This is a genomic window from Sulfitobacter sp. R18_1, assembly GCF_017743915.1.
Classification (GTDB): Bacteria; Pseudomonadota; Alphaproteobacteria; order Rhodobacterales; family Rhodobacteraceae; genus Sulfitobacter; species Sulfitobacter faviae.
On the sequence record NZ_JAGHRG010000001.1, the window covers coordinates 1 to 16,058 of the forward strand.

Genomic DNA, 16,058 nt, shown 5'->3' on the forward strand with positions numbered 1-16,058 from the left:
ACCGGTGTTCGGCTTGCTAACGTCTCTTCTGGAAACCGGAGGCTTAACGATTTCTCTTGAAACCGGAGGCTTAACGTAACCGGTGTTCGGCTTGCTAACGTCTCTTCTGGAAACCGGAGGCTTAACGTAACCGGTGTTCGGCTTGCTAACGTCTCTTCTGGAAACCGGAGGCTTAACGATTTCTCTTGAAATCGGAGGCTTAACGTAACCGGTGTGCGGCTTAGTGGGTTTCTTAAACGTCCAAGGCTTCTCTGTACCTGTCTTGTCGTCCTTATAGCGCGGGTTGACATATCTTGTGTCTGACTTCCAGGTATCCACCTTACGAGTGTCTGGTTCGCTTGGTTTTTTGAATGTCCACGGCTTTTCCGTGCCGGTTGGGTCATCCTTATAGAGAGGGTTTACGTATCTCGTATCAGACTTCCAAGTTTCCTGCTCGCGAGAGGTGGCTCCATTCCAGTGGGGATTGACGCCTTCTATACTTCTTCTCCAGGCCTCCCGTTTCTGGGCCACATCTTCAATTTGCTTTCTACTTTCATAGTAATTATTGCTAGCTCTCTCACGCATTTCGGCTGCCTGAATAACGTTTAAGCAGACACGACGCTTTTCTGCAACTTCACGCGGTGAATAGTTTTGTAGGCGTTCTTGGCCATACATCACGCGTTTACAGTAAGAAACATCTTCGGATGAACCGGCGGTCGCTGACCCCGCTATCCATGAAATTGAGGAAATAATCGTGGCCGCAGCCATCACAAATCTATTCATATTTTTCTCCAGGTCTATAAGGTCCGCGAAATGGGGCTCTATTCAATATATGCTGATCTAAGAAAGATATGGTAAATCCGTTTACAAGTAACTTCATTCAGCCTCGTTAGTGGATTTTAATTCCTATTATGAGATATCGAAAGTACTCAAGATAATAAATATAGTGTTTTTGGAGATATGGCGTTAGGACATCAACGCCATATCTCAGCCTACCGATCAGTCGGTATCTGTGCGCTGCCAAGATGGACGGGATCCGTCGTGATTGCCATTGTTACGGCGCCGTTCCCGCATCCTTTGGCCATCCTCATCATGCTCTCTAAAGCCGCCCCATTTTTCTTTGCGGGAACCTGCATTGTCCTGCCACTGCTGCCGACGGTTATCTTTACGATCACCCCAGGATTCTTTCCGCTCAGAGCGGTGATCCTGCCACTTTTGCTTGTGCTCGTCGCGTTTTGCGCCCCAAGCCTCTTTGCGTTGAGATTTGTGTTCTTCCCAGCGCTGCTTGTGCTGTTCTCTATCTTCACGATCCCAGGAACCACCGTTCTGCGCTTTGTGATCCTGCCAGCGCTGTCTATGTTTCTCTCTTTCCTCACTCCAAGATTGCTTTTTATCGGCGCGATTATCCTGCCATTGCTGTTTGTGTTCGGCACGCTTTGCGCTCCATTCATCACGCTTCTGAGACTTCTGCTCTTCCCGGAGCTGTTTGTGCTCCTCACGTCTTTCCTCCCCACCAAGTCGCCCTTTGTGCTTGGCCTCTGCCAATACACTGGCGCAAACACGACGTTTCGCGTCTATTGCTTCAGGTGAGTATTTCTCCTGACCTCTACCGGACATAACCCCTTTGCAGTAAGCAATATCGGCGGCATGGTTTGGTTGCCTCTCTCCTCCGTAGAGCTCTGCCGCCGCCGGGCCAACAAACCAAGCAACAGCCGTTATAATTGTGGCGGTGACCACTACGAATTTTTTCATATTTCCTCTCCCAAAGTGCATCCAATAGACGGATCTGATTGATAAATAGTGTGTGGAAAACTACGCATGCATAAAATGTGGACATCTTGCGCCTGTGTTCATGAAATATTTCTTGGCATTTGATCTTACCGCCTTTCACGCCCTCAGAGGAGCGAGTGCGTAGTCACCCTATTTACCCCTCGTTGACCCGCTGGACCTATCTGGGCAGCATGACGAGAAGAGCTTCAGATACCAGGCTTTTACAGGTCCGGCACGTAGGCCTTGCACGTGGCGGTATAACAAACCAATGGGCGTTCACCCTGCCCTGCCATCCGCGTGAAGAAGTCCTGCCTCCGCCAACCTTGTACAACTTCCAATGTGTGAAGTGTCCAAAGTGCGGTCGCCCTTACTATGTAGACTACAATGAAATTTTGGACACTCTCGGGTGTTGAACTTTGTTGACTTGCAAGCTTAGCAAGTATAATTATGAACAAATTGTGGTCGAAAGACTATTAACCATAAAAATATCAAGAATATCGAGTGCCCTATGTCCGATTCAAAAGTATTACCATCCCCACGTCACACGGTCGTCGACCAGTTCAATAAATTTGAGCAGTTCATCGATAGTGTTCTTGTCAGCGATCCAAACCTGAATGTGCGCGATACCGGTGGTGTCATGGCGCCTGCTTTTCATGCGGTCAACACACCGTTCACCCGAGATTTTGTTGCGGGTCCGTTGAAGCGGAAGGCTGAAGCCCTGCTCGCCGAAGTCGATAGACTTGAAGAGGTGGCCGTGAGCATGGCGGTGACGCCTGATGAAATGTCGCTGCTATCGCCAAAAGTAGCAGTCGACGGAGACCTCAACAAACCGGCTGTGATCATGGCACGGTATATTTCGGTCATGCGTGATTTTATCGAATATACCCTTATCGACAACCCAGGCTTTAAGGCCGGTGTCGACGAGGATGGCAGCCCCGTAGAGGCGGAGCTTTTGTCACTGTATCCGATGACGAACAGCTATCTTCGCGACCTTCTTCCTCGTCAGGCCCAGGAGATCCAGCGGATTGTCGCGAATGCCTGCGGAGTATGCTCAGTGATGGCCTTGTCAGGAGATGAGAGGCTCATCCTGAATGAGATGATCTCCAAACTCGAGGACCTTACAGAGTTCTCTCGGGATCAAGAAGACGAGCATCAGTTCCACGACGCTCCGGCCCCCGGATTCTAAGGACACTAAATATGAGCACGAGTGAACCTAAAGAACGCATTGTTGCGGCCGCCATCCAATGTGAGGGTGTAACAGTGAGCCTTCCTCAACCGGCTCGGCATGCACAGATTATGTGGTGCGCTCACTCCCTCATGGAGGAAGATAGAGTTCACAACGCTGTCCAAGGTTTTCTGACCAGTGAGGGGCGGTTCGTTAACCGGATCGAGGCCAAGTTTATTGCTCACCGAGCAGGCCAGAAGATTATCCGAGAAAACCCTCATGAGATCGAGGCGTTCAGCGAAGATTTCTGGTGAGTTTCACTGAGCTAATCTTAGGGGTCATTCTACTCTTCATGGCGGTTATACGGTTTCAGGTTAAGGGCGTCCGCCCTTTCCTGATCTGCCATGCAGCTACGTCCGCTCTGGTAGGCATAACCTATGCTATTGGTGGTGCCACCACAGGTGCTCTAGTGTCGGCAGGTACTGTCACGACTGTTGGCGTACAGGCGGCTATCGGACATAAGATTGCGCTGCACTGGAGATTGCTGATTGCAGCCCCGGCTGTGGTGCTCGCGCTCATGCTCTCAGAAGGCGGATGGGCATCCGCCCTACCCTTCATTGCCTTTACCCTAGCGAGGGTAGCAGAAGCCCTCCATAAAGACCTGGTGATGCGCCTTCTGTTCCTGATGTGCACTCTGATGTGGCTAGGATATGGGATAGCCTCTGGCTTGATTTTCATCGTTGCCATGGAAGGTCTTGGGTTGATCTCTAATCTTGTTGGGATTTGGCGCCATCATTTAAGGAAAGCCGCTTCGGTCACCAACTGAACCGGTTAAGGTACCCTGCGCTCAGATCGATACCTAAGCACAGGGAGATTGTCACATATTGGGGGTCGCAGTTGGCTCCGCTGACCATTCGTCTTCTTTGGTCGTTCTGTGGAAGGAAACCTTATGCTTCCAGCTGCTCTCAAGTACCTCTTTCCGGATATCGTGATCAAGTGTCTCACAAATCTTGTAGAGGTAAGCCAGATCCTTTTCCGGAAGCCCCATCAACATACGGCGCATGTCTTGTCGGTTCTCAAAAGATGCATCCTCACCGTTGACGCTTTTGAGGATCAGTTCTCCGTCGATGTGGCCCATTTCGTAGCCATCGACATCATCGCCCGGCCAAGTGCTCATATTTTCCGTGAATTCCTCAATGACGTCTTCATAAATCTGACGCGATAGATCGGCTCCCCGGCCTTCTATGTAGCCAGCCCAGCGCCCATCGAAATCCTCTGATAGCTCCGGATCATCTTTTGCAGCAACCTCCAGTGACATGTCGCTCATGATGTCGAAGTTCCATGACAAGTAAACACGGTTGGCGACCTGGACTTGGCGATTAGAGATAACATCAATCGCCGTCATGCGGCCGATCTTGCCGAAGGTGTAAGGGCAGTCCTTCCTATCATCAGCGGCGATCATATCGTCCGTACGGATATCCTTTTCATCATCGATTGTCAGATAGCCAAGATCATACAGGTTTGCCGCACAACCCTCTTCGGGGGCGTCATAATCATCATCGAGATCTTCCACACCAAACTGGTAGGCAATATTTCTGTAGATCTCCTTCAACTTGGTCCAGTCGGCTTCGAGTATCTTCTGGAACGCTGCCTGAGCATCTTCAAGGTTATCAAATGCCTCATGGCGGAAAGCTACGAACATTTCCGGGTAGTCTTCCCGGCCGAGATCAGAGACGGCTACGTGGTAGTAAGGATGTTGCTCTCCTAATTTGTTGTAGTCTACCACTTTTGACAGGATGACCTCGAAGACACGCGGCGTATACTCGGTCTCGAAAGACAACGGCTTCTTGTCCAAGACCTCATGGGTTCCGTTGAAGTAACGGCTCATTGATCGTTTGTATCTTTGCTGAATTTCGCTCATGGTTTTCCCCTTGGTACGCTTACCGGGAACATGCAAAGATCGTCGAAACTATCAATCCGGAACCCAGATGGTGAATGGGTCTGGTATTCCGTGATGGGATAAGCTCTCTCCAGCCCTGGGTTTAATCGCCCGGGGCTGGTTGCGCAGTACCCGCACGGAGGTTTCTGAGGCTATTTGCAGGATCACCTTCTAATCCACTCCATCCCATTCTTTCGCAGGCGAATACCTTGTCCGTGTCATGTTCGATAATAGCATCGCCTACTGAGGTAGAGCGCAGCTGGCCTGCGGACCAAACCGGTGGGTTAACCTCATCCCAGCTTTCGTCGATATGCTGGGTTTTCGAAAACAATTCTTCGGGATCGGCAGCCTCTACAACCGAAGTGGGCTTGTAGAGGCCATGCTCAACGGCTCTGCTTACGTCCTTGCCAAAGGCGGCGTCTAGGTAAGCTTCTTTGACATTCGCCGGGAGTTCATCCCGATTACCGTCAAAGTCTTCCCCCATGCTTAGCGATAGAATGGTGTATTGAGGCATGTCGAACTCCGTTATTTTATTAGCACTTTAGGCAGCTTAGAAACGTGCTGCAATATATCCTTCATCGAGGGCCCCAAGATCCTTATCGCTGGTTGCCCAGTCCTCGAGATCTTCAATGGTGTAGATACCCGCCGCATTTCGGTCTTGGTCCATCGGATTTACCCAGACAACGACAGGATGCTCAGTATCACTATTTTTGGGGGTCCATTGAGGAGTGATTGCAAAAACTTGTTTTCCAGCCTTACGAAGGTTGTCGACAATCCCGGTTTTACGCAGAGCTTCCCCACGCTTCATGACATCAATGTCCTGCTCAAGCCAGTCGCGCTTGAACTCGTCCGAGACCCTTGACGCAATCATCATCGACGGGCCGCTGTAGTAGGACGCATTGCGCATCTTGCCTTCTTCGACGTAGTACACGTCACCATTCTCAAGTGCGCTATGCAGGTCACGCAGGAACTGGCGGCATTGATCGTCATTTCTGGCACGCATCATGAAGCCATTATAATCCCATCGGATCTCCATGGGGCCCGGCTGTGTCATCAGCAGGCTGGAGCTACGAACATCCAGTTCGGCCTCTTTTTCGAATGCCAAAAGACGGGTTTCCTTTTCCATCTCGATCAACTCAAAGATCATCGGCGTATGGCTGGTTTTGAACTGTGCGAGACCAATTTCACTGTCCCGTCCAATGCCGTGTTCACCCACTACGGAATTGTGCAGGTCATCGCTTCGGAAGTGCGGCCGAAACATCTTGTTGAACTCATAGGCGCAGTGACCGTGCTGATCCGATCCCGAACCAAACCGAATGGCGGCAGGCGTATCGCCTTCCTGCATAATTGCCATATCCGAATTTAGAAAACCGTAGGTACCCTCGATGCTGCTCCACAAAAACTTGGTCATAAATTATTCCTTATGTATTGGCAGGCGGCAGGCCCATGCAGCCCAAAATCACAGATAAAAAGTATCTACTCTTATACGTATATTGCTGGATGAATGCAAGCCAAGGCAAGATTATATGAAGGATATCACCCTATCTGTACTTACGGCGCGGAACCGGAGGAAGGCGAACAAGAAGCTTTCTTTGCTGGTTACAGATGTCTTGAATATCGTCTGCCGCCGCACCATCACCAGAGACCAATCGGCCAGTAACGGCCTTCATTCTTCGGTGAAGGCCTTCCATTTTTTCGTTTTCCTCGCGGCTAGCCATGGCTCCCTGCCTATATTTATTTCAGATATCGAGTGATCATATTAGTTGGGAGAGCCTTTTTCTGGGCGTTCGCGTGGCTGGTGCTCACCGACCTTCATAAACTTTCTCACGCTTTCCCATTTGGTCTTATCCTTAGTGTAATCGATAACGAAATAAGCTGGGCAGAGACCCTCATCGACATTCTCTGGCTTTCCTAGGGTCGTCCATACGGTCGCGCCTTCGATGAGACTACGTGTATAGATGCAGCCGGAATCCGGATCTGCCCAACGGTCTCTCTCATAGCCAGCTGGGGGAGTGGCGCCAGTTTTGATGATCCACTCTGGCTCGACTTCTTCTGACATTCCGTTCTTGATGTCAGTGAGGACATTTTCCGCATATATGCCTGCTGAACATGCCCCGACCATAGCGGCCGCCCCTAGAGATAGAATAGCCTTCAATACGTTCATTTTGATACCCTTTATAATCCTATTGTTCCTAATTAGACGCAACTGATTAAAGAGTGTTTTTGCTTTGTATTAAGGTAACGAAATAATAGACGAGTCCGACCTCGCGACAGCCATTTGGTACTTTCAATTTTCCTGCAATATTCGGGATCATATAATGCTAATATTTAATGGAAACCAAATATGTCGAAGCACCTACGCACCAGCACAGACCCCGATGCTTTGTTTGTTGCCCACAACCTGAGTGAGGAAAAGCTTCGGCATGTGATTAAGCTTGGCGGCCTGGCAGCTCCCAGCCTCGCAGTAGTCCGTAACGATGTAGGATTCGACCGTTTTGGGGAAATCACGCTGCTCGCTTCACCCGATATGGCCAATCCCAGAAAACGTGGTGTCCGTGCTTTTGCTTCTGATATCTACTCTCCTAGGCAACCGCGTGCAGAATATGACATTGATCGGAAAGCCTATGCGGACCTTGAAAAGGCTCTCGGCAAGGCGGCCGGTACGCTTGGATGTCAGATAGATGAATGCGTGACGCCTTCTGACTTGGCACGCGAAGGGTTGCAGTCTTTGCTTGATGCCGACCTGGTAAAGATGGCCTACCTTATGGAGATGGGCGACGCTCCACGCATCCGATACCGGGAAGCACAGCGCCCAGATAGTCGTCTTCTGAAGTTCCGTTCAGCTCCCGATAAGCTGGTAAAGACTGACGCCTTCAAAGCTGTCGTATCTGAAATCGTGTCTGATCTTATCGCGAAAGCAAAACCTGAGTCTGGAGAGATCATCAAAAGCAGGCTTTTGGAAGCGGATGAGAATGGCACGCTGAGGCCGTCTGCTAAGACGCTCGCCACCTATGCAAAGCAGCTAGAAAGCTACAGGAAACCTCGGCAGCCGGACGGCATCGAGATGTCACGGGCCATCCGCAAGAAAATGCTGTCCCCAAAGCGGAGGCGCGACTTCCGGGGTTGGGTTTCCCATAAATTTGGACCTGTTCTTAAGAAATCATATTTTCGTACCGAACGCGGTCAGCGTAAAGCCTACCAGTTGGAGCTTCTGGTCCGAGAAATGACCCGAACACTACGGGATGGTGAGGGCTGGCAGTATGGCCTTGGTTCAGTGCGATCAGTCATGGCGCCTGAGTTTGCCAGCGTTTCCGAGATAAAGGAAAGCCGGGATAAGGTCGTTTCAACGAGCGATTTCGAAGGCCTCAAGAAAGATATGGATGCCAAGCTCTTTGAGTTGGCCGACAAGTTCGCCCCTCATCATGGATCCAGCAAAGACTTCGGTTGGCTCGATATATTTTGTGAATTCTTGAAAGAGCTTCATCAAGGAAAGCTGCAAAACTGGCAGAAAAACATCTTTGATACGCCGGTAAGCGATGATCTTGTCGCCGAAGCTAGGAAGTTCAATGATGCCTTGCGGGCTATGCCTACCGAATATTTCGAGATCAAGATGCAGAGGCCTGTTGCCATAGATGAGTTTTCTGCTGCTCTGGTGCCGACCACCACCTCTAAGGACACCATAGATTACCTGAAGAATGCTGGTCTACAGGTGGTACGCTACAAGCATGATCCGGAGACCGATAATCGGAGCGAGGCGCTCAGCAAGATCAAGGATGAGGTATTCTTCCAGCGACCCGTATTCGAGGGCAAGTCCAAGCTTCTGGAGGCCGTGGAGAAGGCCAAGCAGCCTAAGGCAACGGCGGCTGACTGGAAGAGCATTGTCCGCAAGATGGTCCAGAAGTTCCCTGGTGTGACGAATGATGAAGCTGACTTCATTGGTCTCTATGATTGGCTCGATCAAATGGGCAGAGAAAGCCTGACCAGAGAGGATGTCGCCAAATACATCGAAGGCCATAAGATTGAGATAATTGAGAAAACTTACTCTGGAGAAGAGCCTGCTGAAAATTCATACGGCTTAGAGATTGGTGGGTGGATAGAGCCCTCGGATGCATATGTGAATGAGCTTGTTGATGAATTCGAAGACGAGGCAAGGGAGGCTCTCAGATCAGAAGCTGAAGATCTATCCACGGAAGATGAGGTGGATGCAGTAGAGGTAGAGCTGTCAAAAATACGGGAACGCGCTTGGAGTATGGCGTATGATTTCGCTAAGGGTGATGACTATTATGCCAAGCTTGTTGATCATAACGGTGATGGGGATGACATAGATTGTATCTACAACCAAGAAATGGGAACTGTATGGATTGAAGATGAAGGCATGCGGGTTCAAATGGGCGTCACTGACGCACTGGACGAAGACAGCGCCACCCAGATCGCAAACGCGTATGCGGAAGATAATTCCTATCCGGATGGCATAGATGGGCCCGCACAATTCAGCGAGTATACTGAAGATGGGGGTGATGAATACTTAGAGATAGTTCTGACGGTCCCCAATCTCGATAATCGTGGGAAAAACGCTCGAGACATAGAAGACGCGATGAAGGTAGGTGAGAGCAGAAAAAGATTGCAATCCCTAACAGAAGAGTACCATTCGAATCCTAGCGAGGAGCGAAAGTTAGAGTTAACTGAGGAAATGACTGAAGTTCAGGACCTAATGAATCGCTTTCAGCAGAAACACCCTTTCGTGGAAGATGCGCATTTCAGTGAGCCAAATATTGTCGTGCATGCACGCGTAAAAATCAGGCGAGATCTCCACGGTAGAAAGCTGCTCTTCATCGAGGAGGTGCAGTCTGACCTGTCATCTGCACATCGAGAATCCGGAGAGAGTCCGGAAGTGTCCAGGCAACGTCAAACTCTTCATACAGGAATATCATATCTCCAGAACAAGATAGCCGAAACCGCGAGAGGGCTTGTGTTTTCGGACCCAAATAGCCAAGCTGCAATGATATCCCCCATAAATTCCGTATCTGGCGTAAAAAGAGCTTTTGCTTTCTTGAACAATGAGGTGATGGAAAGCGATGTGCATCCTTATCTGAGAATGCTCTCTGTGTCGATATCGAAGCCAGAAAATGAAAGCATAAAGAGCGCTCTAGAGATTGACATGCAAGCTCTTCGCACCCTCGAAGAAGAACTTCTTAGATTGGGGCCTGAGAAGCGCAATGATCCGGATCTTCCAGACACCCCTTGGATGGGCAGGCAAGCCGTGAATCTGATGATGAAGCATTTGGTGCGCATAGCTGATGAGCATGGGTGCGATCAAATGAGCTGGACTACGGCCGCACAGCAGGCAGCTCGCTGGGATGCCGAAGCCGAGAATGTCGTGGAAGAGTTCAGTTGGACGACATCTGATAATGGGATCAAGAAAGTGCAGCTGGCCATGTCCCATGGGGGAGCTTTCGATGTTGATGTCGATGCCCATGGAAAAATTGTATGGGCACAAGATCAGGCTGAGAGGCTGACAGGAAAGTCCTTGTCAAAGCTTCTAGGCGCAAAGGTTGCAACCGAAATATTAAGCTTTGATAACGGTAAGAATGACGGCAGTAAGATCACCTTCTCCGATTCCGGGTACTCAATTGTCTATGATCAGCAAATGCGATCTTTCATGAGCAAGTTGGGTAAGAAATATGACGTTCAGGTCAAGTCAGATACCTCCCTGCCGGATTTCGGAGCGACATATATCGATATGAACCCTGACTTGGATGCAATCTCCTATGATGAAATCCGCAATAAGCTGGTTTCGGCACATGGTGAAAGCACTGTGGTCGAGACCGAACAGATTGCAGGCCGAGATCTTGAGAGAAAGCGCGAGGAGATCGAATACAACATATGGTCTCTGAAAGAAGAAATCAGCAGTGTTAAAACTAATCCGGCCGATTGGGTGAAAGACGCTGATGAGCTGGTTGGGAAATACGAGGTGAAGATAGCAGAATATGAGGAAATTCTGGATTCCTTCGAGGTGCAGGCTGAGAAATCAAAAAAGGCGCGCTTGCTTAAGGGGCTGAGTAAACGCGAAAGGGATACGATGTTCCCAGGCCTTAGACGCATCATTCCCGGTGAAGCCGTATGGACTATCGATCTTCCTAAGGAGATGAAGGCAGATCTTCGTGATAATTTGACTATGTTCAGAGCGCCCGGTCTCTCGGACCTGAAGATAAAGAAGCAGGTTATGGAGGACATCCTCCCTGCCCTAGAAGACCAGCTAAAGGGGCTCAAGATAACTGGTGTGGACCTATCAGTGGATACTGGAGCCAAGAACCAGGGCCAGGTCACCTTCAAGGGTAATGGAGATATCTCAATCCTCATTGGCAACAGCTTGGATCATTCCCACACCCTAAATCATGAGGCCATACACGTTCTGCGACGCAGGAACCTATTCACGGATCAGGAGTGGGATGCTCTACGCCAGGAGGCCGAGAAGGACTGGATCGCTCGCTATCAAATTGAAAAGAGATACCCTGAATTCAGCAGAGAGACCCACATTGAGGAGGCAATTGCTGAGGCTTACGCGGATAAGGCAACAGGTAGGAAGCCCAAGGGGATCATCGTGCAGGCTTTCCTGAAGATCAAGAAGGTCCTCCAAGCCGTGCACGCAGTCCTCACCCAGGAGAACATTACGACACCTGAACAGGTATTTGAGCGCGTGTCCTCTGGTGAGGTTGGCTCACGCTTTGACGACGAGGATGTCGATGAAGCAGACCTGCCGTCTGGCTTGTCTTACGCCTAACATCCAGCAGTATTTTATAAGGAATTTTGAATTGAACTCTATTAGCCTCCCCTCCAACATCGCTATGAACGAATTCGACAAGCATGTTCGTACGCTACTCCTAATGGGTCCGATCATATTTTCGGAACGCCTAGATGTGATGGTACACATGTTCTTAAGTCAGGGAGGTGGCGGATTTAAGTGGAATGAAGATGGCATCCTGTTGAGTAATACTGACATCTCACCAGAAGCTGAGTTGCTATACCGCGAAAAATTCTTCGAAGACATCGATGAAATGGAGAGACTGACAACTCAGAGAGCATCTCGCACATCGTCTTTGTTTGAATGCGGAGAAAACTACTACACGTTAGAGAGAGCAAAGAGGAACTTTAATCTGGTCAACATCGATCTGATAGCGACCACTAGCCCCCCTACACTGAACCTCAATATGAAGGCTGATCGGTTGATCGATAGCTATTGCAGAGATGGATGGAATTGCTTGAACATTCCTGACAATGCAAACATCCATTATCGAAAGGCAGCCCTTGAAATGATCGCACGGGTTATGGTCACTCTTAATGATCATAAGGACACAGAGATGTATTCAGAGATCACTGATGTTCTAAAGGCGCAAGCAGAGCAGAACTCAAATCCCAAGATGTAAGAGGCAGCTTGAGGCGCCTACCCTAGCAGGTAGCACCCCAAGCTGATCAGAACGACGAAAGCTGCCCCTACTGGAGGGATGATATCGTGCAGGTGATAGAAGCGGTTGAAGATGTACATGTCGAATGCCCTTATTATCAGACTGTCCTTGTAAACCTCAGATTTACACGACATCAACCTTTGAATTGTAAGGTTTATTCAGTCACTGTCATTGACAGTCCTTCTGATTTGGTGCAGTTTATAACGATAAATTTAGGAAAATCTTGGTATCGATATGCAGCTTACCCGCGAAGAGAAAAAATGGTTGGAAGACGTGCAAAATCTGCTGGACAAGTGCCCGTCAGATCGCCTTGGCTTCTTCACCATCGGAGATGCCAATCTCACTGTGTACGACCGGCGGAAGGACCTGGAGATCGACGATATCCAAGACACCAAGAGGCGAGATTTCTGCAATGCAGTTGAAGACGTAGATGCGCGCATTACGCAGCTGACGTTCCCTTCAAGCGTTCACTCTACATCGGGCTAAGTTATGAGTTTTCTAGATATCCAGTTTGAGCATTTAAATACGATCATGAACGATGTTCGTGCGCCTTTTTCGCCGGAACGGTTTTCGAAGACCCGGCTGCCGGTCAAAGTGACTGATCTAAGCTCGTTAGGCACGTTTGCAGATCTTCCAAGCTGTCTCGATATGCTTATCTATATGCCTGGACCCAAATCGGGCCTGAAGCTTCCTCAGCCCTATTCGTGCGACCCCCATGTTTTGAGTTTTCTGGCAAACGCCATCAACTTTGAAGACTCCTTGATGCCGAACTGGCGTGAAACCCACTACGCCTATTTGACGGTCGATCAGCGCCATGTGGTGCCAGGTGGGACGCATCGCAATGAGGGCCTTCACTTTGACGGTATGCAAGGTGCGCGGCATCATCCCAAGCTACCCGCCTGCCATCAGTATGTGGTCTCTGATCGTCTTCCTACAGAGTACAGCGACAAACCAGTGAATGCCACGGATCTCGACGAGAACAAGCACAATTGGTTTAAGGAGCTTGGTAGCCAGGTTCCGGATGACCACCCCATGTATCAGGCAAACCCCTTCGAGGTCGTACTAATGAGTGCGTACCAGCTGCATCGCAGTCCAGTCGCCGGGCCCAAAGATGCAGGACGCCGGACTTTTATGCGCTTAGATTTCTCGATGAAGCAACAAGATCGCTTGGGAAACACCATCAACCCCCTCATGCCCGCGCCCTGGGAGTTTGTGGAACGCAACCTTCCGGCCGGTCTTCAGGAGCCTGAGAAGTCGGCCTCTTGGAACAGTGCAAAGAAATTTTGATAATCTATTACAGGAAAGAAACATGCAAATTATTTGGTTCGTACTCGGCGTATTTGTCGGTGTTGCCTCTCAGAACGAGCAGGTAGCTGAAAAAGCATTCGATCTCGGCCGCTCCACACGCTGTGCTGTGATGGATTGCGCAGAGTAAGCCCATAGCGCCGGTCTCAGAAACGTTCCAGTAACCGCGAAGTGCCAGCTGTCTTATCATTAGCATAGGACACAAAGCATGAAACTATCAGGGTTACTATTGGCCGGAGCACTGGCCATGACGTCGTTAACAACAACTGCAAGCGCAGGGATGCTCTCAGGAGCGTTCCTCGGCAAGTCTGCTGGCAGGGCTGATGCCTTTACCAATGACTTCATCGGGGATGGTCAGGACAGATGGTCTACATTCTCAAGTATGAACTCGTCGATGTACCAAGGCGGTCTTATCGGTGGTAAAAGTGAGTTCAGGTTTCGCTCCGAACTCATCACGCCATGGGGTGATGGACGCCAACCCAGAAATGCTGATCGCATTCATGCTCAGGTGATGGGTTTTGGCCTTTTTAATGAACGCGAGGTTGGCAATCTGAACCTTAAGTTCGGCGGCGAAGCCATTATAACAGGTGACATAACTGGATTAGCCGCCACGCAATCTTTCGTTCACAACGTATTCGGCTTCGGTAACGGGTATAACCGCGCTGAGGATAACCCCAGGGAGCTTGATACAGGGTTACATGGTCAAGGCCACTTCGAGGCCTCCTATGACTTCAATGCAGGAGAATACCTGCTAGTGCGCCCCTTTGCAGGCTATAAGCACGGGTTTGAAACCGGCGCCACCGTGGGGGCGGATGTGGTCCTAGGAAACCTCTCTCGAGCAAACCATTGGTCAAGAGATCCTGTATCTGGCTTTCTGATCCCTGCGGAGCGTGCTGCGGCCGATACGCTTAAGTTTGGAAACGTTGCGATCATCGCGGGATATGACATCACCTCGATGTCTAGCTCAGAACTCTTTCCTGAAGATGGCGTCAGCATGACAGATAGCTACACCCGCACTCGCCTGGGCGCGCAGATTGATATTGGTATCGGTCAATGGTTTATCGGGGGATCCCAGATCGGTGAGCAGTTCAATGGTCAGTATGAACCACAAACTGTTGGTGTGATCAGCTTTGACTTCGTTTTCTAAACCTCTAAAGTGGATGCCTAAATAATGGCTATCCTTGCCTTTTATTCTTGCAAGCATCCTTGATTAGTGATCTTGTGAAGGAAAGTATTTTAGGAGATTTAAGGTGGCCAATGAACCAAAAGTAATCGAAGGTGTGGCAAATGCCTTCGTCGCCGTCCTGGGTGAAAATATCATCGCTAATGCGGTTGGCTCGACAGAGCACGAGGCATCCGTAAACTTGGATTGTATTGAGCTTCCCGAGGAGGACGCGATGAAAGTAGTCATCAGGCCCTGCCAGATCATTGTCGAATTCTAATCATCAGGTCAGCAGTCCACTACAAGGCTGCTGACCTGATTACGCTCTAAAGAGAGCCACGTTGGGCCCCATATAGTTCTTGACGGCATCAGCCGCCTGTTCGACGGTCTTCCGCACGTAGTCGACATTACGGTAAACCGCCCTTTCCCTCGCAAACGCAGTTGCCATCGTTGTGTCGAAATTAGCCATTGCTGGGATAAGATCTCCGGCATGGGCGCAATCAAATCTGATCCACCAGTTGCCATCCGCCTTGCCCGTCGCTGGATTCAGGTCTGAAGCGTAGGTCCACCCTTTATGGGCAGGGATTTCCGAGGGGATATCTCCCATATCGAGACCAAACAGAACATGGTTCTTAGGCACCCCCACGTAGCCGGTCAGATGGCCTAGCCCACCAGCCCGTAACACCAAGGCCTGAAGCCCGGAGGCTTCAAACTCGATGTGGTCAGGTTCTGTTTTCCATTCGCTCATTTCGAAAGAATACTGCGATCCCATAAAGAAGGAAAGCTCTTACGGTGCTGGGGCTGCCGTCATCTCCAGCAGTCTATCGCGGACCCTCTCTAGTTCAGCTGTGACGAATTCCATATTGCGATAGCTTTCAGGATCGCCTGCCTCGTCATCCCGGTACGGCTTGTAATCTCCGCTGTGATTGCAATCGAAACCAACCCAGTAGAGCCCCTTCTTAGTGCGCGTGAGGAAATTGTCTGCATCAAAGCGTGTCCAGCCACCATGCACGCCATCAACCTCTTCCCAAACAGACCTGTTTTCGTAAGCCGGATGTCCTTCAGGTACGCCGATATAACCACATAGTCCGCCATACCATGTGCTGCGCATGATCAGAGCCTCGATGCCGTCCTTGGCAGGAAGGAATTTCTCGTTTGGCTCAGCCATCCATTCGCGGGCTTTATCGTTCATGTGAGGGTTCCTTCATCTACGAGTCTTTGGGCGATCAATATTCAAACTAGATACAATCAATTGTTACTTAGATCAATAATAAC

The 16,058-nt window shown here is 49.9% G+C and carries 19 protein-coding genes; 11 read left to right on the forward strand and 8 right to left on the reverse strand.

Annotated features, from left to right (window positions below):
- Together J7392_RS00005 and J7392_RS00010 are read right to left on the reverse strand one after the other, a co-directional pair.
- Window positions 1-762 (reverse strand): hypothetical protein (locus J7392_RS00005; protein ID WP_209215476.1); only part of this gene is annotated, 762 nt, incomplete at its 3' end.
- A gap of 216 nt (window positions 763-978) precedes the next feature.
- Entirely contained in the window at window positions 979-1,731 is a 753-nt protein-coding gene (locus J7392_RS00010; RefSeq protein WP_209215478.1) for a hypothetical protein, read from the reverse strand.
- Window positions 1,732-2,257: 526 nt separating this feature from the next.
- Between J7392_RS00010 and J7392_RS00015 the strand changes: the two genes are divergently transcribed.
- The 3 genes from J7392_RS00015 to J7392_RS00025 are packed head-to-tail and all read left to right on the forward strand — an operon-like array spanning window position 2,258 to window position 3,740.
- Window positions 2,258-2,935 carry a hypothetical protein gene (locus tag J7392_RS00015; protein ID WP_209215481.1) on the forward strand — a complete coding sequence of 226 codons (678 nt, stop codon included), beginning with the start codon at window positions 2,258-2,260 and terminating at the stop codon, window positions 2,933-2,935.
- A gap of 11 nt (window positions 2,936-2,946) precedes the next feature.
- Window positions 2,947-3,228: a hypothetical protein gene (locus J7392_RS00020; RefSeq protein WP_209215484.1), complete on the forward strand. Its 282-nt coding sequence runs from the start codon at window positions 2,947-2,949 to the stop codon at window positions 3,226-3,228.
- Window positions 3,225-3,740: a YgjV family protein gene (locus J7392_RS00025; RefSeq protein WP_209215486.1), complete on the forward strand. Its 516-nt coding sequence runs from the start codon at window positions 3,225-3,227 to the stop codon at window positions 3,738-3,740. The genes J7392_RS00020 and J7392_RS00025 overlap by 4 nt, the downstream gene beginning before the upstream one ends.
- A gap of 51 nt (window positions 3,741-3,791) precedes the next feature.
- Here J7392_RS00025 and J7392_RS00030 read toward each other — a convergent pair whose 3' ends face one another.
- The 3 genes from J7392_RS00030 to J7392_RS00040 all read right to left on the reverse strand — a co-directional run bounded on the left by J7392_RS00030 (window position 3,792) and on the right by J7392_RS00040 (window position 6,264).
- Entirely contained in the window at window positions 3,792-4,835 is a 1,044-nt protein-coding gene (locus J7392_RS00030) for a hypothetical protein (protein WP_209215488.1), read from the reverse strand.
- A gap of 121 nt (window positions 4,836-4,956) precedes the next feature.
- Window positions 4,957-5,367, reverse strand: coding sequence for a hypothetical protein (locus J7392_RS00035; RefSeq protein ID WP_209215489.1), 411 nt, complete (start codon window positions 5,365-5,367; stop codon window positions 4,957-4,959).
- A 36-nt stretch (window positions 5,368-5,403) separates the two neighbouring features.
- The gene (locus J7392_RS00040; RefSeq protein WP_209215490.1) at window positions 5,404-6,264 is read right to left on the reverse strand and encodes a hypothetical protein; all 861 of its coding nucleotides are present in this window, start codon (window positions 6,262-6,264) and stop codon (window positions 5,404-5,406) included.
- A gap of 115 nt (window positions 6,265-6,379) precedes the next feature.
- Between J7392_RS00040 and J7392_RS00045 the strand changes: the two genes are divergently transcribed.
- Entirely contained in the window at window positions 6,380-6,607 is a 228-nt protein-coding gene (locus J7392_RS00045) for a hypothetical protein (RefSeq protein WP_209215491.1), read from the forward strand.
- Between the two features lie 5 nt (window positions 6,608-6,612).
- Here J7392_RS00045 and J7392_RS00050 read toward each other — a convergent pair whose 3' ends face one another.
- Window positions 6,613-7,017: a hypothetical protein gene (locus J7392_RS00050; RefSeq protein WP_209215492.1), complete on the reverse strand. Its 405-nt coding sequence runs from the start codon at window positions 7,015-7,017 to the stop codon at window positions 6,613-6,615.
- 180 nt (window positions 7,018-7,197) lie between these two features.
- Between J7392_RS00050 and J7392_RS00055 the strand changes: the two genes are divergently transcribed.
- From J7392_RS00055 to J7392_RS00080, 7 genes are all read left to right on the forward strand, one after another.
- Entirely contained in the window at window positions 7,198-11,634 is a 4,437-nt protein-coding gene (locus J7392_RS00055) for a hypothetical protein (protein WP_209215493.1), read from the forward strand.
- Window positions 11,597-12,277, forward strand: coding sequence for a hypothetical protein (locus tag J7392_RS00060; RefSeq protein WP_209215494.1), 681 nt, complete (start codon window positions 11,597-11,599; stop codon window positions 12,275-12,277). Before J7392_RS00055 ends, J7392_RS00060 begins: the two co-directional genes overlap by 38 nt.
- Window positions 12,278-12,550: 273 nt before the next feature.
- Window positions 12,551-12,802, forward strand: a complete 252-nt coding sequence (locus J7392_RS00065) for a hypothetical protein (RefSeq protein WP_209215497.1) — start codon at window positions 12,551-12,553, stop codon at window positions 12,800-12,802.
- 3 nt (window positions 12,803-12,805) lie between these two features.
- Window positions 12,806-13,603 (forward strand): hypothetical protein, encoded by a 798-nt coding sequence (locus tag J7392_RS00070; protein ID WP_209215500.1) that lies wholly within the window; start codon window positions 12,806-12,808, stop codon window positions 13,601-13,603.
- Between the two features lie 22 nt (window positions 13,604-13,625).
- Window positions 13,626-13,751 (forward strand): hypothetical protein, encoded by a 126-nt coding sequence (locus J7392_RS24340; RefSeq protein WP_280634592.1) that lies wholly within the window; start codon window positions 13,626-13,628, stop codon window positions 13,749-13,751.
- Window positions 13,752-13,829: 78 nt separating this feature from the next.
- A complete protein-coding gene (locus tag J7392_RS00075) occupies window positions 13,830-14,768 on the forward strand; it encodes a lipid A-modifier LpxR family protein (protein WP_209215503.1) in 939 nt (312 codons plus the stop codon).
- A 103-nt stretch (window positions 14,769-14,871) separates the two neighbouring features.
- Window positions 14,872-15,063 carry a hypothetical protein gene (locus J7392_RS00080; RefSeq protein ID WP_209215504.1) on the forward strand — a complete coding sequence of 64 codons (192 nt, stop codon included), beginning with the start codon at window positions 14,872-14,874 and terminating at the stop codon, window positions 15,061-15,063.
- Window positions 15,064-15,102: 39 nt separating this feature from the next.
- Here the strand turns inward: J7392_RS00080 and J7392_RS00085 are convergent, their stop codons facing one another.
- Entirely contained in the window at window positions 15,103-15,555 is a 453-nt protein-coding gene (locus J7392_RS00085) for a hypothetical protein (protein ID WP_209215506.1), read from the reverse strand.
- 15 nt (window positions 15,556-15,570) lie between these two features.
- Complete coding sequence (locus tag J7392_RS00090) at window positions 15,571-15,975, reverse strand: hypothetical protein (RefSeq protein ID WP_209215508.1); 405 nt, start codon at window positions 15,973-15,975, stop codon at window positions 15,571-15,573.
- Window positions 15,976-16,058: the final 83 nt, after the last annotated feature.